Here is a 19,009-nt window from a genome sequence, read left to right on the forward strand (position 1 = left end):
ACCCTTCAGGCGCGGACGGATTCGTCAGGATGTTAACTTTTTGGTCGGGGCAGGGCGTAGCGCGCACATGCCCACCAGCAGGCCGGTCAGGAACATATATTGCTCAAGATAGTGATCTTTGAGGTTGTGATCGACCATGGTTCGGCAGAAGAAGCCGACGGTAAACAGCAGCAGGAACATCCCTACCATCATGTTGCCGCGACGGAACTCCCGCCAGCCGATGTACCAGCAGCCAACCAGCAGAATCAGCCAGCCAGCGATGCCAATAACACCGTTCTGAATACCAAATTCAATCAGGCCGTAGTGGCTATGGGGAATGTTAATCCGGTTATCCTGGGTATCCCGGCGCAGCACATAGCGGAACGCCTCTTTTTTGGCCCCTACCCCTGCCGGGTGTTCGGCAATTAACATCCAGCCCTGGTGGAAAAAGCTGGCCCGACAGCCATTGGAATGATTCATAGGTACACCCAGACTGTTAACCGGTACTGCACCGTCTGTTTTGTTATAGCAAAAGCTTGTAAAAGGAGCATTCCAGCCAGCAATAGCATCACTTTCAAGGGTTTGCCAGCGCGGGTCAGTTTTCCATGAGGCATAACCGAGCAGCGCAGAAGCAATAATAAGACCAACCAGAATGCCACCGGTGACGATAACACGGCTACGGCGCATGCTGTGCAGGCTCAGCAGGATAAAGGTAGAGAACAGGCTGCCGACCAGACCAATAGTGCCCCAGCGGGTATCCACCAGTGCGGTACAGACCAGGTTGCTCAACAATATCAGCGCCAGAAAAGGAGTATTCAGCCGCAGGAAGCGTTGTTTGAGCAGACCGCGCGCCAGCAATTCCGCAAGGATAAAGCCGGTGATCATGTTGACCTGGAAACTCATGCGGGTGCGGTTATAAACAATCCGCGTTTCACCCCAGTGAATATAGCCGTCGCGCCAGTAGAGCCAGACAGTGTCCAGCAAATGAACGCAGACCACGCCCCAGAAGAAGAGGATCACCAGCGTAAAGTAGCGTGCGGCAGTTACGGAAGGGTATGTTCTTTGGATCGCCGGTAATAGTATCAGGCCTGCGCAGAACAGTAATACCGGACGTAACCACTGGCCACTCCAGGCAGAAACCATTTCTTTTATGTCTGGCGCGACAAAAAAACCATTAATCAGAATAAAGAAAGTTAACGCCCATACCACAATAAGAACGAACTTAATTTTGCTTAAATCCAGCCGTTGTCTGGTAGTGCTTTTACTAAAAAACAGGCCAAGGGCGACAGCAATAATGGGGTAAATCAACCCATTGCGGTGAAACGGTAGCTGATCGTTGGGAATAGGCCAGACAAAACATAAAGCCAGTACAGCAAGGACTAACAGAGCTGTCAGAATGTTACGAGTATTTGTCATATATTTTGGGCTGGTTAAGGATTCTCGGCTCTTGACCGGCTAATTAACAGTGCAGTGAGCGATTTCCACGGTTTTTCAGTGGGAAATAAAAAGCCAAAGAAAACTATCACAAATACCTGACCTACAGAAGGACAATGTTTGTAAGCAAGAATAATCCCTATCGCGCCTTACGGAACCGGGAGTTTATGTATTACCGGGGCCGTAACGGTTATAATTTGTTGTTATGCCAGCTATTGCACAATAATCAGGAAAAGTATGCATATTGTTCACACTGAAGCAGACGGGGGTAAGGGCGGCCAGCCGTTACGCATCATTAATGAATCCCTTGGGATGATTCAGCGCGGCCATCAGGTAACCATACTTTGCCCGGAGAGTGCGCCGCTGCACGCCCTGGCGCAGGATGCCGGGTTAACGGTGGTCACCATGCCGTTAAGACGTAAGAATCTCCAGAACCTGCAGCAGCTGCGCAGCTGGCTGAAAGAGAACCGCCAGTCGGTTGATGTCATAAACAGTCACAATTCAGCCGATACCTGGCTGGTGGCGCTGGCCAATCTCACCCTCGCAAATCCGGTACCGCTGGTGCGTACCCGTCATGCTTCCGGCGTGCCGCGCAATAACTGGACCACCCGCTGGCTGTTTCGCAAAGCCTGCGCCCACATCGTGACCACCGGAGAGGCGCTGCGCCAGCAGATGGCGGATATCGGCGTGCCGATGGCCCAGAGCACGTCGGTGCCCAGCGGGGTGGATACCCGGCGTTTTCATCCGGCGGATAAGCGACAGGCCCAGGCACACTGTGGCCTGTCGCAGGAGGATTTCTGGCTGGGAGTGGTGTCGCATTTGCGCCCTAACAAAGGCCATAGCGTGCTGTTACGCGCTCTCGCCGCCATTGATAATCCGCACATCAAACTGGCGATTGTCGGTGAAGGGCCGCATAAAGCGACGCTTGAGCAGGAGATCCTGGCGCTGGGATTACAGGCGCGCGTGGTAATGGCGGGGCACCGCAGCGATCCTGAGCGCTGGTTCCCGGCGTTTGATATCGCGCTCAGCCCTTCGCATGATATGGAAGGCGTTCCGCAGGGGGTACTGCAATCACTGGCCTCGCGGATCGCGACCATAGCCACCGACGCAGGCGGCACGGCAGATGCGGTGATTAACGGCCAGACCGGGATGTTGATTGCGCAGCGCGACGAGGCGGCACTGCGCGAAGCGATTGTGAAGCTGTATGAGGACGCGTTGCTGCGCGAAACGCTGGCGCAGCAGGGATACGATTACCTGTGCAGCCATTTCACCCGGGAATGCATGCTTGAGGCGATGGAAAAAGTCTTCTCCACCGCGGCTCAGCGTAGCAGTTCACGATAGAGCGCCTGCAGCTCTTTCGCCATCCGCTCCAGGGTGTAAGGCTCAGCAGTAGCGCGTGCTGCTGCTGAGTAATCTGTGCCCTGTCTGCGTCCTTCAAGCCAGAGTCCGATTATCTGCTGATAACCGTCGCTGTCGAGCGCGTCGCGCACCCAGCCGTTTACCCCCTCTTCAATCCACTCTGCCGCACCGCAGCCATGGCTGGTGAGCAGCGGCAGGCCGCAGGCCAGGGCTTCGACACAGACGTTCGGAAAGGGATCGTAAAGCGTCGGCAGGATCAGCGCGTCGGCGCTCCCGTAGACCTGGCGCACGTCAGCAACCGGCCCCAGAAAACGCACCCGGGATGCCACGCCAAGCGACTGCGCCAGCTTTTCAAATTTGCGGGCGTGTTTGTCACGCCCGGCAACCAGCAGCCAGACCTCAGGATGAGGCACAATGGCCCGCAGCGCTGTCGCCACCCCTTTACGGCTGAAGCCGGAGCCGACATAGGCCAGCACCGGCGCATTCTGTGGGATACCCAGTGCATCACGCAGAGATTGTGTGCGCACATCCGGGCTGAAGTGGGCTGTGTCCACACCGTTGTAGATCACCGTCAGCTTGTCATCCGTCAGGCCAAAGCGGCGGGCAATATCGTCCCGCACCATCTTCGAGTTGCAGATCACGTTGCGCAGCGCAGGGTGAGTAAACATCTGCGCTTCCGCCTGCAAAATATAACGATGATAGCGGCTGAGGGATTGCGCCCAGCGCGCCAGCGGCGACTGAATACGGTTGTACTGCTCAAGCCAGGTGGCGTGTACGCCATCACCGGCCCGGAAGAGGGTTGCCCCCGGAATGCGCTCGTGGCTCTGCACAATATCGAACTGTGCGAACTGCGCCGCCGCCGCGTCGGCAAAACCCGATTCGCGGTCGAGACGGTTACGGAAGGCGGGATTAACGGTCAGCGTTTTCCAGCCTGCGGCATCTTCCCACTGACGGGCGATGAGCGTCACGTCCAGCGCCGTATCCTGCGCCAGCACGTTCAACGCGCGGGAGACGAAGCGCTCCGCACCGCCGTTGGGGTTGTAGGTCTGTCGGACGATAGCCAGCTTCATGCCGGGTTTTCCAGCAGCAGGGTATCAATGGCGCTCAGTACCATTTGCGGGGTAATGGCCGTAATACAGTCGGAGACGCCGCTGTCGCCGCAGCCCGCTTTACCGCAGGGCTGACAGGTAAATCCGGCGGTAATAACGCGGTAGTTCACCCCCCAGGGCGCCCATTTGATCGCCCCGGTCGGGCCGAAGATGGCGACGGTCGGGGTGCCCACGGCGCTGGCGAGGTGCATCGGCATGGAGTCGACGCCGAAGTAGATCCGCGCATGCTTCATCAGCGCGCCCAGCTCTTTCAGATTCAACTGGCCGCTTAAATCAAACACCGGCTGGGTGAGGGCCGCGCGCAGCTCATCCATATAGGCAGTCTCTTCTTTTGACGGCGCGGCAGAGAGGATGATCGGCAGGCCGCGGGCCGCCAGCGTATCGATGGTCGCCGCCAGCTTGTTGATATCCCATGCCTTAAACATCCAGCGCGACGTGGGGTGGACCAGAATATAAGAGCCGCTGCTCAGGCCAAATCCGGCCAGTTTCTCTGCAATCGACGCTTCTGCCGCGTCGCCCGGCACAAACAGGGTGTGTTTATCGGCATCGGTCTGGGGATGAATCCCGATCCGCCGCAGCGCATCCAGATTCACTTCCACCATATGGCGGCTGTTATCCTGGATCGCCGGATAAAGCGTGGTAAAAGATTTCACCCAGCGGCGACGCGCCAGCCCACCACGCTTATCAGGCTTAAAGCCGACGGAGACGCGCGGCTTCAGACGACGTGCCAGACGGGCGCCGTGCCAGTGTTCGGTCAGGTTGATCAGCACGTCGTAGTGACGTGCTTTCAGGGTGTTCAGTAACGCACGGTACAGCCGGAACTGCGCGAACCAGCCTTTTTTACGCCAGTTACGTCCGATGGTATGCACCTGGTCGATAAACGGATGGCTGGTGAGCATCGCCTGGGTGTCGTCATACACCAGGGCATCCACTTCGACGTTGGGATAGTTAGTTTTTAACACCGTAAAGACCGGCGAGGTCAGCAGAACGTCACCGTGGTGGCGCAGCTTCACGATCAGCACGCGCTTCGGTGGGCGCTCCGCTGAGAAAAAATCAGACATAGGCTCTCTCTGCTGCCAGCAAAGGCTCTAATTGCGCAAATACCGCAGTGGCGGAAAGGTCGCTCAGCTGCGATGAATGTTCCGGGCGGCAGATATATTGATTTTTGCCGTAGCCGCCAATCAGCCCCGGATCCGTCGGGCCGTAAAGCGTAATATTAGGACGATCCAGCGCCGCCGTCAGGTGGCTGAGACCGGTGTCGACCGACACCACTGCCGTTGCCCCCGCCAGCGCCTGCGCTACGCCGTCCAGCTTCATGCGGGGCAGCACGTCCACGTATTCAAACCCTTCTGCCAGGCGCTTCGCTCGCGCCTCTTCGTGCGGCGCGCCCCACGGCAGCTTGATGCGCAGACCCGCATTGCCCAGCAGGCCGATCAGTTCGCGCCAGTGCGCTTCCGGCCAGTGTTTATCATCCCGGGTGGTGGCGTGCAGGAAGATGAGATACGGCGCGCCTGATTTTGCATCGTGCAGGAAATGCTGCGAAATCGCGTAATCGCCCTGAATCTCGGGTTTGGTATAGCCCAGGCTTTTAGCGAACAGCTCCCGGGTGCGTTCCACCGCGTGCTGCTGTTTCGCGATGGCGTGACGGCAGTTGTAGAACAGGCTGGCCAGCGGTTCGCGGGCACTTTGCCAGTCCATGCCGTGCTTCACGCCATGCGCCAGCCGGGTGACCAGCGCCGCGCTTTTTACCAGCCCCTGGGCGTCGATAATGGCGTCATAACGCTGCGCCTGCACCGCCTCGCGAAAGGCCTTACGCTCGGCCTTAATCGGGGCAGAGAACCAGGCTTTACGCCAGCGGCGGATAGCCACCGGGATCACGCGGTCTACCGCTTCGTGCCAGGTGGGGATCTGCGCGAAGCCTTCTTCCACCACCCAGTCAAAACGGATGCCCGGTATAGCCTGCATGGCGTCAGTGAGCGAGGGCAGGGTGTGGAGCACATCGCCCATGGAGGAGGTTTTAACGATCAATACCCGCATCCGTTATCCTTCTTCGCTCAACAGCAGCTCGTTAAGCTCGTCGAGGACACGCTGCGGGGTGATGTCGATCAGGCTCTGGTGATAGCCTTCGGCGGCATCACCTTTACGGACTTTGTGGTAGCCGGTGATCAGACGAATGACGCGCGCCTTATTGGACAGCGGCGGCGTGAAGTCCGGGCTGCTCGGGCCGTACAGGGCCACCAGCGGACGGTTCAGCGCCGCGGCAACGTGCATCAGGCCAGAGTCGTTGGTCACCACCGCCTTACAGGCGGCCAGCAGAATCACTGCCTGCTCCAGCTGGGTCTCCCCGGCCAGATTACGGCACCAGGCCTGCTGCTCGATGCTCAGCGCAGCGAGGATTTCGTTGCCCGCCTCGTGATCTTTCGCCGAGCCGAACAGGACAATCTGGTAGCCTTCGTCGATCAACTGCTTTGCCAGCTCGGCATAGTGATAGTGCGGCCAGCGCTTCGCCGGGCCAAACTCTGCGCCAGGGCAGAAGCCAATCATCGGGCGGTCGGCCAGCAGGCCAAAGGTGTTGCAGGTCTGGGATTTTTCACCCTCATTGACCTGAAGCTGCGGCCACAGCAGCGGCTGGGGCAGGTCTTTCGCGCTGCGCATCACCCCTTTGTCATAAGCCAGCGCTACGTAGCGCTCCACCATCAGCGGCCAGGCCTCTTTATCCAGCACCCGGGCGTCATTGAGCAGGCCGTAGCGCATCTCGCCGCGCCAGCCGGTGCGGTGTGGTATGCCTGCAAAGAAGGGAACCAGCGCAGATTTAAAGGAGTTAGGCAGAACATAGGCACGGTCGTAGCGCTTGTCGCGCAGGCTGTAGCCGAGCTTGCGGCGTTCGCCGATTTCCAGCGCCCCGTGGCCAAGCGGCATCGGGATCGCTTCGTTCACTTCCGGCATCCGCGATAAAAGCGGACGGCACCACGCGGGCGCCATCACGTCAATTATCGCCTGGGGATAGCGCGCCTTGAGCGTGCGATAGAGACTTTGCGACATCATCATGTCGCCCACCCATGACGGGCCTACCACCAAAATTTTCATACTTACGCGTCGCGGTTCAGCCAGGCCATATATTCCGTTACCCCTTCGGCAACGGTCTTGAACGGCTTGTCATAGCCCGCTGCGCGCAGGTTGGTCAGATCCGCCTGGGTAAACGCCTGGTAGCGGCCTTTCAGCTTATCCGGGAACGGGATGTACTCGATGCTGCCCTTCTGGTGGTACGCCAGCGCTGCGTCAGCCACCGCCTGGAAGGATTCCGCACGACCGGTACCCAGGTTGAAGATGCCGGAAACACCGTTTTCCCAGAACCACAGGTTTACTGCGGCCACATCACCCACGTAGACGAAGTCACGCTTGAAGCCATCGCTGCCTTCGAACAGTTTCGGGCTTTCGCCATTATTCAGCTGGGTATTCAGGTGGAACGCCACGCTCGCCATGCTGCCTTTATGGCCTTCGCGCGGCCCGTAGACGTTGAAGTAGCGGAAGCCAACAATCTGGGAGTTCGCTTCTGGCAGCACCTGACGCACGTACTCGTCGAACAGGAACTTGGAATAGCCGTAAACGTTCAGCGGCTGCTCATACTCGCGAGATTCAATGAAGTCGGAGGTGCGTCCGCCGTAGGTCGCCGCAGAAGAGGCGTACAGGAACGGAATTTCACGCTCGAGGCAGTAGTGCAGGATCTCTTTAGAGTACTGGTAGTTGTTGTCCATCATGTACTTGCCGTCCCACTCTGTAGTGGAGGAGCAGGCACCTTCATGGAAGATTGCGTCGATATCGCCGAACTCTTCGCCCGCCATAATCTGGATCAGAAAGTCTTCTTTATCCATGTAGTCGGCAATGTTCAGATCCACCAGGTTAACGAACTTGGTGCCGTCTTTCAGGTTGTCCACCACCAGAATGTCGGTGATGCCTTTGTCATTGAGGGCCTTGATAATGTTGCTGCCGATAAAGCCCGCGCCGCCGGTAACGATGATCATAACTGTAACCTTTGAAGTGTGGAGCCCGGGGACAATCCCGGGCACTAATATTCATATCATATCATTAGTATGACCACCCTTCAGCCATTCACCTTCACAGCACAGGGGTACACGTGATTTATGCTGCAAAAACGACAACAGTTAAAGCGTCATCTCGTATCAACGTATAGCTTTGGGTAATATGTGCCAAAATTTGTCGAGTCTGGAGAATTGCAATGCGTGGGGATTTTTACAAACAGTTAACCAGTGACCTGGAAACCGCGCGGGCGGAAGGGTTGTTTAAAGAAGAGCGAATCATTACCTCCGCTCAGCAGGCGGATATCACCGTTGCCGATGGCAGCCAGGTGATCAACTTCTGCGCCAATAACTATCTGGGTCTTGCAAATCACCCTGAGCTGATTGCCGCTGCGAAAGCAGGCATGGACACCCACGGTTTTGGCATGGCCTCCGTGCGTTTCATCTGCGGTACCCAGGACAGCCATAAGGCGCTGGAGAGCAAGCTGGCCGCGTTCCTCGGTATGGAGGACGCCATCCTGTACTCGTCCTGCTTTGACGCCAACGGCGGTCTGTTTGAGACCCTGCTCGGCGCAGAAGATGCCATCATTTCCGATGCCCTGAACCACGCCTCGATCATCGACGGCGTGCGTCTGTGTAAAGCGAAGCGTTTCCGCTATGCCAACAACGACATGGTTGAGCTGGAAGCCCGTCTGAAAGAGGCTCGTGAAGCCGGTGCACGCCACGTGCTGATCGCCACCGACGGCGTGTTCTCGATGGACGGCGTGATCGCCAACCTGAAAGGCGTCTGCGACCTGGCAGACAAATACGATGCGCTGGTGATGGTCGATGACTCCCACGCTGTCGGCTTTGTCGGCGAAAACGGTCGTGGCTCCCACGAATACTGCGACGTGATGGGCCGCGTGGACATCATCACCGGTACCCTGGGCAAAGCGCTCGGCGGCGCGTCTGGCGGCTACACCGCCGCGCGTAAAGAGGTGGTGGAGTGGCTGCGTCAGCGTTCCCGTCCGTACCTGTTCTCCAACTCCCTGGCTCCGGCCATTGTCTCCGCCTCCATTAAAGTGCTGGAGATGGTGGAGTCCGGCGCCGATCTGCGCGACAAGCTGTGGGCCAACGCCCGTCTGTTCCGCGAAAAAATGACTGCCGCAGGCTTTACGCTGGCCGGTGCCGATCACGCCATTATCCCGGTCATGCTGGGTGATGCCGTGGTCGCGCAGAACTTCGCCCGCGAGCTGCAAAAAGAGGGTATCTACGTCACCGGTTTCTTCTTCCCGGTGGTGCCAAAAGGTCAGGCGCGTATCCGCACCCAGATGTCTGCGGCGCATTCCCCTGAACAAATTGAGCGTGCGGTGGAAGCCTTTACCCGCATCGGCAAACAACTGGGCGTGATTGCCTGAGGACGAATGATGAAAGCGTTATCCAAACTGAAAGCGGAAGAAGGCATCTGGATGACCGACGTTCCGGAGCCGGAAGTCGGTCATAACGATCTGCTGATTAAAATTCGTAAAACCGCCATCTGCGGCACTGACGTGCATATCTACAACTGGGACCAGTGGTCGCAGAAAACCATTCCGGTTCCGATGGTTGTCGGTCACGAATACGTTGGCGAAGTGGTGGGTATTGGTCAGGAAGTAAAAGGCTTTAAAATTGGCGATCGCGTTTCCGGCGAAGGCCATATCACCTGCGGCCACTGCCGTAACTGCCGCGGTGGCCGTACTCACCTGTGCCGCAATACCGTCGGTGTGGGCGTCAACCGCCCGGGCTGCTTCGCGGAATACCTGGTGATTCCGGCATTTAACGCCTTCAAAATCCCGGACAACATCTCTGACGATCTGGCCTCCATCTTCGACCCGTTCGGTAATGCGGTGCACACTGCGCTGTCGTTCGATCTGGTGGGCGAAGACGTGCTGGTCTCAGGCGCGGGCCCAATTGGCATCATGGCGGCAGCCGTGGCGAAGCACGTCGGTGCGCGTAACGTGGTGATCACCGATGTGAACGAATACCGCCTGTCGCTGGCGCGCAAAATGGGCGTGACCCGCGCGGTAGATGTCTCTAAAGAGAACCTGAACGACGTGATGGAAGAGCTGGGCATGACCGAGGGCTTTGACGTCGGTCTGGAGATGTCCGGTGCGCCACCGGCATTCCGCACCATGCTCGACACCATGAACCACGGTGGACGTATTGCGATGCTGGGTATTCCGCCGTCGGATATGTCCATCGACTGGAACAAAGTCATCTTTAAGGGGCTGTTCATCAAGGGCATTTATGGCCGCGAGATGTTCGAAACCTGGTACAAGATGGCGGCGCTGATCCAGTCTGGCCTGGATCTCTCCCCGATCATTACTCATCGCTTCTCCATCGATGAGTTCCAGCAGGGCTTTGACGCGATGCGTTCAGGCCAGTCAGGGAAAGTGATCCTGAGCTGGGATTAACCCTTAAAAGCGCCTGCGGGCGCTTTTTTTTCGCTGGCCTCACGTTTTTTAGTCCACAAGTGGATAATCGCTACCTTTTCTTCGCTTTTTCCGGCCTGTATATGTAGAGTTTCGGGAAGTTTACTCAACTTTACAGCGCATATGTTCAAGCTCACCGTTTGTTTATTGACCTGTAACTCAGCGCGACTGCTGCGTGAGGTATTGCCTCCGTTGATCGTTGTCGCCGATGAGATCGTTGTCCTCGACTCTGGCAGTCACGACGGCACGTTAGCCATCTGCCAGGAATATGGTATCAGCACCCATCATCATCCTTATGCCATGCATGGCGTACAGATGAATCATGCCATCGATCTGGCGAGCAACGACTGGGTGTTATGCATGGACAGCGATGAAATTCTGGATGCGGAAACCGTGGATTTCATCCTGCAACTGAAGGCGGGCGAGGAACCTCATCCGCAGCTGGCGTGGCGCATCTCCCGCTACTGGCACGTGCTGGGGGAAGAGGTGCGCACTATTTATCCCATCTCTTCACCTGATTTCCCGGTACGACTGTTTAACCGGACTCAGGCGCGCTTTAATCAGCGTCCGGTGGATGACAAAGTGGAAGGGACGATCCAGTCGGTAAAAATCCCGGGCCGCGTGCGCCACGACACCTTCTACTCCCTGCATGAAGTGTTTAACAAGCTCAACAGCTACACCAGCCGCCTGGTGAAGTACCAGACCTTAAGGCCGTCGATTGCGCGCGGTGCGATCAGCGCCATCGGCGCGTTCTTTAAGTGGTATCTGTTCAGCGGCGCCTGGCGCCAGGGAAGAGTGGGGGTGGTGACCGGCCTTTACGCCACCTTTTACAGCTTTCTGAAATACTTCAAAGCCTGGTATCAGCACAAGGAACAAAAAGCGTCCGCGAGCAAAAAAAAGCACGCGGACTCTCACGTCATTGAGTAAGCCATCCCGCCTGAGGCGGGATTAGCTTTTCTTACCCCAGCCCTGCCACTGCAGCTGAACGTATTTCACCAGCGTGCTCTGGCTGATGCTTTCGCCAATCACCGAGAAGTAGCGGGTTGCATAGACCGGCTCCGGCGGCTGTTTAGGCGCGCAAAGCGTTACGCCACGGAAAGGGTTACGCGGTTTGGTGCCGGGCACAGCGCCAGCGGGCGGTGGATTGACCGGCCGGGAAGTGTCCACCTGCGGCTCGTTGAGCAGGCTACTCGCCGGAACCAGGGTGATATCCGCAGGCAGGCTGGGCAGCATCTGCTGCAATACGCGAACGGTGGATGGATGAGGGTGGCCAATAGCGATAGCCGAACCTGAACGGCGGGCTACCTGGATGGCGCGGTTAAACTGGAAGCGGATATCGGCTTCGTTTTGCTTGTCATCGAGGAACACTTTACGCTTAATTACCTTCACGCCGGTGCCCTGCGCGGCCCGCATCGCCTGGCTGTTGCCGATGGTCATGCTGTCAAGAAAGTACAGGTTATAGCGCGCCAGGGACTGCATCACCTTCTGCATGCCAAACAGGCTGGAGGTCATGGCGCTGCCCATATGGTTGTTCAACCCCACGGCATAAGGCACTTTGTTGTACGCCTCGCGGATGATGCGGTCGATCTCGTCGCTGCTCATCTCCGGGCGCAGCGTGTCCTTTTCCAGCGGCTGTTTACTCAGCGGCGCCATCGGCAGGTGGATCAACACTTCGTGCCCGCTGTTATGGGCTTTGGTGGCCATTTCATGCGCGTGAGGCGCGTTTGGCAGGACGGCGACAGAGACGGCGGAGGGCATCGCCAGGACCTGATTTTCGGTGTGTGGACGATAACCGAAGTCATCGATAACGATAGCGAGCTTACCTGCGTAAACCGGCATCGCCAGCGCCAGTGCGCTGACGAGGGGAAAAACCATACGACGAAATTGAAGCAAAACTTATCTTCCCAACCACGGCTGTGGATTGACCGCCTGACCCTGGCGACGAATTTCGAAATAGAGTGACGGGCGGCCCTGACCGCCACTGCTGCCCACAAGGGCGATAGCCTGACCGGCCCGCACCTGGGTACCCACGCTGACCAGCGCGCTCTGGTTGTAGCCGTAAAGGCTCATGTCGCCTTTACCGTGCTCAACCACGACCACAAGGCCGTAGCCCTGCAACCAGTCGGCGAGGATCACCCGGCCATCGGCGATAGCTTTCACTTCGCTGCCTTCCGATGCGCCGATTACAATCCCCTTCCAACGTAGCTCACCCTGCAGCTGTTCGCCATAGCGATGCAGAATTGAGCCGCGAACGGGCCAGTAGGCCTGACCGCGCGGAGAGCCGAGGCCGCCGGTGCGGGACATCAGCGAGCGTTCGTTTTCGGTGGGTTTGTAGGTGGTGCCTTTGCGGGAGGCTTCCTGCTGTTTGTCGCGCACGGCCTGCGCTTCACGGGCCTCTTTCTCGGCGCGCGCTTTGGCAGCCGCAGCCGCGCGGGCAATGCTGTTGCGCAGTTTGGATTCGTTAGCGCGCATTTCGCTCAGCTGGCTCTGGCCTTCCTGAATGGAGGACTCCAGTCCGGCCAGGGTTTTCTTACGCTCGTTGCGTGCCTGCTCGAGTTTGGCCTGCTGGGCCTGCTGATCGTAAAGCAGGGTCTGCTGCTGGCTCTGCTTCTCTTCCAGCTCCGCTTTTTGCGTGGTGACCTCTTCCCGCGTCTGCTTCAGCTGGGCGATGGTCTCCTGGCGGGACTGGTTGAGATAACCAAAATAGGCCTGCAGACGCTGGCCGCGCTGGCTCTCTTCGCCGCTGAGGATCAACTGAACGCCGGTGTGTTCACCCTGGCGGAAAGCCGCATCAAGCTGGGCGGCAAGGTTGCGCTCCTGAGCCGCACGCTGGCGCTCAAGTTTGGCGATAGACGCATTCATCTCGTCTATTTGTTTATTTAACTGGGCGAGGGTGTTCTGGGTCTCACGCAGCTGACGTGCGGCCGCGGAGATGGCCTCTTCCTGCTTTTTAAGCTGGGCAAGCAGCGAGGCGCGCTGCTGCTGCTGCTGGCGTACCGCGCGCTCTTTGGCGGCGATATCGGCCTGAATGCTTTTGAGCTGATCGCGCTCGTCCGCATGGGCGGATGCAGCGCACAACAATACGCCAGCGCTGAGCGCGCTGGCGTACAGTAAAGGCCTGACTGATAACCGTAACGGCTTCACGACCCATGTGATTGAAACAATCGCCTTTCCCCTCATGGGGAGGGATTATTCCACGATGAACAGCGGCTTGCCAGTCATCTCTTGCGGGATTTCCATACCCATCAGGGTCAGCATGGTCGGCGCGATGTCCGAAAGCTTACCGCCATCGACGGATTTGACGGATTTATCACCGATATAAATCAGTGGTACCGGCAGGTTGGTGTGCGCGGTGTGCGCCTGGCCAGTGGCCGGATCGCGCATCTGTTCGGCGTTACCGTGGTCGGCGGTGATCAGCATCTGGCCGCCCACCGCTTCCACTGCTTTAGTTACCTGTGCAATGCACACATCCAGCGCTTCAATGGCTTTGATTGCCGCTTCCATAACACCGGTGTGGCCAACCATATCGCCGTTCGGATAGTTACAGATGATGGTGTCATATTTACCGCCTTCGATGGCTGCGATCAGCTTCTCGGTCAGCTCGGCAGAGCTCATCTCCGGCTGCAGATCGTAGGTGGCCACTTTCGGGGAGTTGATCAGAATGCGGTCTTCGCCTTTGAACGACTCCTCTACGCCACCGTTAAAGAAGAAGGTGACGTGAGCATATTTCTCGGTTTCAGAGATGCGCAGCTGGGTTTTGTCGTGTTTCGCCATCCACTCGCCGAAGGTGTTTGCCAGGGAAGAGGGCGGATAGGCGCATGGCGCTTTGATGTCGGCAGCGTATTCGGTCAGCATCACGAAATCGCCGAGCTTAACCTCTTTTTTACGGGCGAAGCCGTCGAAGTCAGCGTTGACGAAGGCGCGGGTAATTTCGCGGGCACGGTCGGCGCGGAAGTTCATGAAGATCAGCGCGTCGCCATCTTCCATCGCGGCATCGGCCTGGCCTTCAGCGCGGATCACGGTCGCCTTCACGAATTCGTCGTTTTCATCGCGGGCGTAAGCCGCTTCCAGCGCGGTAACGGCGGTGTCTGCCTGGAACTCGCCTTTGGCTTCAACCAGCAGATTGTAAGCTTGCTCTACGCGATCCCAGCGGTTATCGCGGTCCATCGCGTAGTAGCGACCAATGATGGATGCCACGCGGCCTTTGCCCAGCGCGGCAAACTTCTCTTCAAACGCTTTCAGGGAAGATTCGGCGCTGCGTGGTGGGGTATCGCGACCATCCAGGAAGGCGTGCAGATAGATTTTGTCTGCGCCCTTTTCCGCTGCCAGCTCCACCATCGCCATGATGTGATCTTCGTGGCTGTGAACGCCGCCCGCAGAGAGCAGGCCCATAATATGTACCGCTTTGCCCGCTGCCGCCGCTTTCTCAACCGCGCCGGTCAGCACCGGGTTAGCAAAGAAGGTGCGTTCTTTAATTTCAACGTCCAGACGGGTCAGGTCCTGATAAACAATGCGGCCTGCGCCCAGGTTGACGTGTCCAACTTCGGAGTTGCCCATCTGGCGATCCGGCAGACCCACTTCCAGGCCGGAAGCATCGATCAGCGTATGCGGACGTTGGGCCCACAGCGCATCCATGACCGGGGTTTTAGCGTTGAAAATGGCGTTATCCTGCTGATCTTCGCGATAGCCATAGCCGTCCAGAATCATCAGTACCATAGGTTTTTTAGAAACCGACATTGCGACAACCTCTTTGCTCAAAAGACAAAAAATTTGCGTAATTTTACTACAGCTGAATCGATCAAATAGCCGCAGAAGATCAAAGAAACCGTGGGGCCAGCGGTAAGGATAGGGGAATTTTGGTCTTTTTTTTCGTGGCAGCACGCAGAAAATGGATTAGCTTATTGTCGCTGGCTGTATTTGCCACAACGCACAGGTATACTCCTGTCCTGGTTTTTTATTCACTCAGTCGGGAGTCGTTACCCCCCATGCAAGAAATTATGCAATTTGTCAGCCGCCACCCCATACTTTGTATCGCGTGGATTGGTCTACTGGCAGCAGTACTGTTCACCACTTTCAAAAGCCTTACTTCTAAAGTGAAGGTGATCAACCGCGGCGAAGCAACGCGTCTCATCAATAAAGAAGAGGCGGTGGTTGTCGACCTGCGTCAGCGCGATGATTTCCGTAAAGGCCATATTGCAGGGGCGATTAACCTGCTGCCGACCGAAATCAAAGCCAATAACCTTGGCGAACTGGAAAGGCATAAAGACAAACCCGTTATTGTCGTTGATGGTACCGGTATGCAGGCTCAGGAGCCCGCAAATACCCTCGTCAAAGCAGGCTTTGCAAACGTCACTGTCCTGAAAGACGGCATCTCTGGCTGGAGCGGCGAGAATCTGCCTCTGGTTCGCGGAAAATAAACAGGAGTTGAGTCATGGCCAATATCGAGATCTACACCAAAGCGACCTGCCCGTTCTGCCATCGTGCAAAAGCGCTGCTGGACAGCAAAGGCGTTGCTTTCCAGGAGCTGCCTGTTGATGGCGATGCTGCAAAGCGTGAAGAGATGATTAAACGTAGTGGCCGTACGACGGTTCCGCAGATTTTTATCGATGCGCAGCACATTGGTGGCTGTGATGACTTGTATGCGCTTGATGCGCGCGGTGGGCTTGATCCCCTGCTGCGCTAAGGCGTTTTAGGACAATTAAAAAGGGTTTTTCCATGTCAGAACAAAACAATACCGAAATGACTTTCCAGATCCAGCGCATCTACACCAAAGATGTCTCCTACGAAGCACCTAATGCGCCGCACGTTTTCCAGAAAGACTGGCAGCCAGAGGTTAAACTTGATCTGGATACCGCTTCCACCCAGCTGGCGGAAGATGTGTATGAAGTCGTGCTGCGTGTTACCGTAACCGCCTCTCTGGGCGAAGAGACTGCATTCCTGTGCGAAGTACAGCAGGGCGGCATCTTCTCCATCGGCGGCATCGAAGGTAATCAGATGGCGCATTGCCTGGGTGCATACTGCCCGAACATCCTGTTCCCGTATGCCCGTGAATGCATCACCAGCCTGGTTTCCCGTGGTACGTTCCCGCAACTGAACCTTGCGCCGGTGAACTTCGATGCGCTGTTTATGAACTATCTGCAGCAGCAAGCTGGCGAAGGTACTGACCAACATCAGGATGCCTGATGAGTACTGTCAATGCGTCAATGACTGTGATCGGTGCCGGCTCTTACGGCACCGCTCTTGCTATCACCCTGGCAAGAAATGGTCACGAAGTGGTTCTCTGGGGCCACGATCCCAAACATATCGCGACGTTAGAAGCCGATCGCTGCAACGTTGCGTTTCTTCCCGATGTGCCTTTCCCTGACTCACTGCACCTTGAAAGCGACCTTGCGACTGCGCTTGCCGCGAGCCGTAATATTCTGATCGTGGTACCCAGCCATGTCTTTGGCGAAGTGCTGCGGCAGATTAAACCGCTGATGCGTGATGATGCGCGCGTGGTCTGGGCGACCAAAGGGCTGGAAGCCGAAACCGGACGCCTGTTGCAGGATGTCGCCCGTGAAGCGCTGGGCGATGCCATTCCCCTGGCGGTGATCTCCGGCCCGACCTTTGCGAAAGAGCTGGCGGCAGGGCTGCCAACGGCTATCTCGCTGGCCTCCACCGATGAGACCTTCGCTGACGATCTGCAGCAGCTGCTGCACTGCGGCAAAAGCTTCCGCGTCTACAGCAATCCCGATTTTATCGGCGTCCAGCTGGGCGGCGCGGTGAAGAACGTCATCGCCATCGGCGCGGGCATGTCCGACGGCATCGGCTTTGGCGCCAACGCGCGTACCGCACTGATCACCCGCGGATTAACGGAAATGTCCCGTCTTGGCGCGGCGCTCGGTGCCGATCCGGCCACCTTTATGGGAATGGCAGGGTTAGGCGATCTGGTGCTCACCTGCACCGACAACCAGTCCCGTAACCGTCGTTTTGGCATGATGCTCGGTCAGGGCATGGACGTGATCGGCGCGCAGGAGAAGATCGGCCAGGTGGTGGAAGGCTACCGCAATACCAAAGAAGTCCGCGAGCTGGCACACCGTTTTGGTGTCGAAATGCCAATAACCGAGGAAATTTATCAGGTATTGTATTGCGGAAAAAATGCGCGCGAGGCAGCATTGACCTTATTAGGTCGTGCACGCAAGGACGAGCGTAGCAGCAGTTAACTGCAGGAAAGCGTTGTCACCTGAATGACCCGGCCGGCAAAGAACTGGCCGGTCATTATCATTACGTCTGGAGTAAGCAATGCCGTGTGAAGAACTGGATATCGTCTGGAACAATATTAAAGCCGAAGCCCGGGCTCTGGCCGACTGTGAGCCGATGCTGGCCAGCTTCTACCACGCGACGCTACTCAAGCACGAAAACCTCGGCAGCGCCCTGAGCTATATGCTCGCCAATAAACTGGCTTCGCCGATCATGCCCGCAATCGCCATTCGCGAAGTGGTGGAAGAGGCCTATGCGGCCGACCCGGAGATGATCGCTTCCGCTGCCTGTGATATTCAGGCGGTACGCAACCGTGACCCGGCGGTGGATAAATACTCCACGCCGCTGCTCTATCTGAAAGGCTTTCACGCCCTGCAGTCCTACCGTATTGGCCACTGGCTGTGGAACGAAGGCCGCCGCGCGCTGGCCATCTTCCTGCAAAACCAGGTTTCTGTATCCTTCCAGGTGGATATTCACCCGGCGGCGAAAATTGGCCATGGCATCATGCTCGACCACGCGACCGGTATTGTGGTGGGTGAAACAGCGGTGATTGAAAACGACGTCTCGATCCTGCAGTCCGTTACACTCGGCGGCACCGGCAAAACCAGCGGCGATCGTCACCCGAAAATCCGTGAAGGGGTGATGATTGGCGCAGGGGCGAAAATCCTCGGCAATATCGAAGTGGGACGCGGCGCGAAGATTGGCGCCGGTTCCGTGGTGCTGCAACCTGTTCCCCCGCACACCACCGCGGCGGGCGTACCGGCGCGTATCGTCGGCAAGCCGGACAGCGATAAGCCCGCGATGGATATGGATCAGTTCTTCAACGGCATCCACCATACTTTTGAGTACGGCGACGGGATTTAACCTGTAGGTCGGGTAAGCGAAGCGCCACCCGACACAAATCAGCTACGTAATATCGCGCCAGGATAACCCAGCTGGCGCCAGGCTTCATACACCACTACCGACACCGCGTTCGACAGGTTCATGCTGCGGCTGTCCGGCATCATCGGAATACGGATTTTTTGTTCAGCGGGCAGGGCATCGAGAAGGCTGGCCGGCAGGCCGCGCGTCTCAGGGCCAAACAGCAGATAGTCGCCCTCCTGATAGCTTACCGCGCTGTGAGCAGGTGTGCCTTTGGTCGTCAGGGCAAAGATGCGTTCCGGTTTTTCCGCTTCCATAAATGCGGCCTGATCTTTATGACGGATCACGGCGGTGAATTCATGATAATCCAGCCCGGCGCGGCGCAGACGCTTGTCGTCCCACGTAAAGCCCATCGGCTCGATGATGTGCAGACGAAAACCGGTGTTGGCGCACAGGCGGATGATGTTACCGGTATTAGGCGGAATTTCTGGTTCGAATAGAACGATGTTTAGCATGCTGCCCCCTTGAATAGCGGGGGCAG

General features: G+C 57.4%; 19 protein-coding genes. 9 read left to right on the top strand and 10 right to left on the bottom strand.

Annotated elements, in window-relative coordinates; genetic code table 11:
* Positions 1 to 24: 24 nt before the first annotated feature.
* Positions 25 to 1,395, bottom strand: a complete 1,371-nt coding sequence (locus tag NB069_RS00535) for an O-antigen ligase family protein (RefSeq protein WP_350223400.1) — start codon at positions 1,393 to 1,395, stop codon at positions 25 to 27.
* Positions 1,396 to 1,650: 255 nt separating this feature from the next.
* On the opposite strand from NB069_RS00535, the gene NB069_RS00540 reads away from it, so the two are divergent.
* On the top strand, positions 1,651 to 2,754 hold the full coding sequence (locus NB069_RS00540) for a glycosyltransferase family 4 protein (protein ID WP_250586896.1): 1,104 nt from the start codon (positions 1,651 to 1,653) through the stop codon (positions 2,752 to 2,754).
* On the opposite strand, the gene NB069_RS00545 is transcribed toward NB069_RS00540, so the two are convergent.
* The 5 genes from NB069_RS00545 to rfaD are packed head-to-tail and all read right to left on the bottom strand — an operon-like array spanning position 2,733 to position 7,903.
* Complete coding sequence (locus NB069_RS00545) at positions 2,733 to 3,842, bottom strand: glycosyltransferase family 4 protein (protein WP_250586898.1); 1,110 nt, start codon at positions 3,840 to 3,842, stop codon at positions 2,733 to 2,735. The genes NB069_RS00540 and NB069_RS00545 overlap by 22 nt on opposite strands.
* Complete coding sequence (gene rfaQ / locus NB069_RS00550) at positions 3,839 to 4,942, bottom strand: putative lipopolysaccharide heptosyltransferase III (protein ID WP_250586900.1); 1,104 nt, start codon at positions 4,940 to 4,942, stop codon at positions 3,839 to 3,841. The genes NB069_RS00545 and rfaQ overlap by 4 nt, the downstream gene beginning before the upstream one ends.
* Positions 4,935 to 5,918, bottom strand: coding sequence for a lipopolysaccharide heptosyltransferase RfaC (gene rfaC / locus NB069_RS00555; protein WP_250586902.1), 984 nt, complete (start codon positions 5,916 to 5,918; stop codon positions 4,935 to 4,937). Before rfaC ends, rfaQ begins: the two co-directional genes overlap by 8 nt.
* Positions 5,919 to 5,921: 3 nt before the next feature.
* Positions 5,922 to 6,968 carry an ADP-heptose--LPS heptosyltransferase RfaF gene (gene rfaF, locus NB069_RS00560; RefSeq protein WP_250586904.1) on the bottom strand — a complete coding sequence of 349 codons (1,047 nt, stop codon included), beginning with the start codon at positions 6,966 to 6,968 and terminating at the stop codon, positions 5,922 to 5,924.
* Positions 6,969 to 6,970: 2 nt separating this feature from the next.
* Complete coding sequence (gene rfaD / locus NB069_RS00565; RefSeq protein ID WP_250586906.1) at positions 6,971 to 7,903, bottom strand: ADP-glyceromanno-heptose 6-epimerase; 933 nt, start codon at positions 7,901 to 7,903, stop codon at positions 6,971 to 6,973.
* Positions 7,904 to 8,118: 215 nt separating this feature from the next.
* Between rfaD and kbl the strand changes: the two genes are divergently transcribed.
* The 3 genes from kbl (at position 8,119) to NB069_RS00580 (ending at position 11,295) form a co-directional block, all read left to right on the top strand.
* A complete protein-coding gene (gene kbl, locus NB069_RS00570) occupies positions 8,119 to 9,315 on the top strand; it encodes a glycine C-acetyltransferase (RefSeq protein ID WP_039030153.1) in 1,197 nt (398 codons plus the stop codon).
* Positions 9,316 to 9,324: 9 nt separating this feature from the next.
* Positions 9,325 to 10,350 (top strand): L-threonine 3-dehydrogenase, encoded by a 1,026-nt coding sequence (gene tdh, locus NB069_RS00575; RefSeq protein WP_142487744.1) that lies wholly within the window; start codon positions 9,325 to 9,327, stop codon positions 10,348 to 10,350.
* 141 nt (positions 10,351 to 10,491) lie between these two features.
* On the top strand, positions 10,492 to 11,295 hold the full coding sequence (locus NB069_RS00580; protein ID WP_250586908.1) for a glycosyltransferase family 2 protein: 804 nt from the start codon (positions 10,492 to 10,494) through the stop codon (positions 11,293 to 11,295).
* A 21-nt stretch (positions 11,296 to 11,316) separates the two neighbouring features.
* Here the strand turns inward: NB069_RS00580 and NB069_RS00585 are convergent, their stop codons facing one another.
* Genes NB069_RS00585 through gpmM form a run of 3 tightly spaced genes read right to left on the bottom strand, consistent with a single transcriptional unit; the run spans position 11,317 to position 15,105 of the window.
* Positions 11,317 to 12,261, bottom strand: coding sequence for a divergent polysaccharide deacetylase family protein (locus NB069_RS00585; RefSeq protein ID WP_250586910.1), 945 nt, complete (start codon positions 12,259 to 12,261; stop codon positions 11,317 to 11,319).
* A 3-nt stretch (positions 12,262 to 12,264) separates the two neighbouring features.
* Positions 12,265 to 13,524 carry a murein hydrolase activator EnvC gene (gene envC, locus NB069_RS00590; RefSeq protein ID WP_250589563.1) on the bottom strand — a complete coding sequence of 420 codons (1,260 nt, stop codon included), beginning with the start codon at positions 13,522 to 13,524 and terminating at the stop codon, positions 12,265 to 12,267.
* Positions 13,525 to 13,557: 33 nt separating this feature from the next.
* Positions 13,558 to 15,105: a 2,3-bisphosphoglycerate-independent phosphoglycerate mutase gene (gene gpmM, locus NB069_RS00595; protein WP_250586912.1), complete on the bottom strand. Its 1,548-nt coding sequence runs from the start codon at positions 15,103 to 15,105 to the stop codon at positions 13,558 to 13,560.
* 248 nt (positions 15,106 to 15,353) lie between these two features.
* Between gpmM and NB069_RS00600 the strand changes: the two genes are divergently transcribed.
* The 5 genes from NB069_RS00600 to cysE all read left to right on the top strand — a co-directional run bounded on the left by NB069_RS00600 (position 15,354) and on the right by cysE (position 18,471).
* Complete coding sequence (locus NB069_RS00600) at positions 15,354 to 15,785, top strand: rhodanese-like domain-containing protein (protein WP_250586914.1); 432 nt, start codon at positions 15,354 to 15,356, stop codon at positions 15,783 to 15,785.
* 14 nt (positions 15,786 to 15,799) lie between these two features.
* Positions 15,800 to 16,051, top strand: coding sequence for a glutaredoxin 3 (gene grxC / locus NB069_RS00605; protein WP_156262643.1), 252 nt, complete (start codon positions 15,800 to 15,802; stop codon positions 16,049 to 16,051).
* A gap of 32 nt (positions 16,052 to 16,083) precedes the next feature.
* Positions 16,084 to 16,551: a protein-export chaperone SecB gene (secB, locus tag NB069_RS00610; RefSeq protein ID WP_039030146.1), complete on the top strand. Its 468-nt coding sequence runs from the start codon at positions 16,084 to 16,086 to the stop codon at positions 16,549 to 16,551.
* Complete coding sequence (gene gpsA / locus NB069_RS00615) at positions 16,551 to 17,570, top strand: NAD(P)H-dependent glycerol-3-phosphate dehydrogenase (protein WP_250586916.1); 1,020 nt, start codon at positions 16,551 to 16,553, stop codon at positions 17,568 to 17,570. Before secB ends, gpsA begins: the two co-directional genes overlap by 1 nt.
* 79 nt (positions 17,571 to 17,649) lie before the next feature.
* Positions 17,650 to 18,471, top strand: coding sequence for a serine O-acetyltransferase (gene cysE / locus NB069_RS00620; protein WP_250586918.1), 822 nt, complete (start codon positions 17,650 to 17,652; stop codon positions 18,469 to 18,471).
* A 38-nt stretch (positions 18,472 to 18,509) separates the two neighbouring features.
* Here cysE and trmL read toward each other — a convergent pair whose 3' ends face one another.
* Positions 18,510 to 18,983, bottom strand: a complete 474-nt coding sequence (trmL, locus tag NB069_RS00625) for a tRNA (uridine(34)/cytosine(34)/5-carboxymethylaminomethyluridine(34)-2'-O)-methyltransferase TrmL (RefSeq protein WP_250586920.1) — start codon at positions 18,981 to 18,983, stop codon at positions 18,510 to 18,512.
* Between the last annotated feature and the right edge of the window lie 26 nt (positions 18,984 to 19,009).

The organism is Leclercia adecarboxylata (genome assembly GCF_023639785.1).
Lineage (GTDB): Bacteria > Pseudomonadota > Gammaproteobacteria > Enterobacterales > Enterobacteriaceae > Enterobacter > Enterobacter adecarboxylatus_D.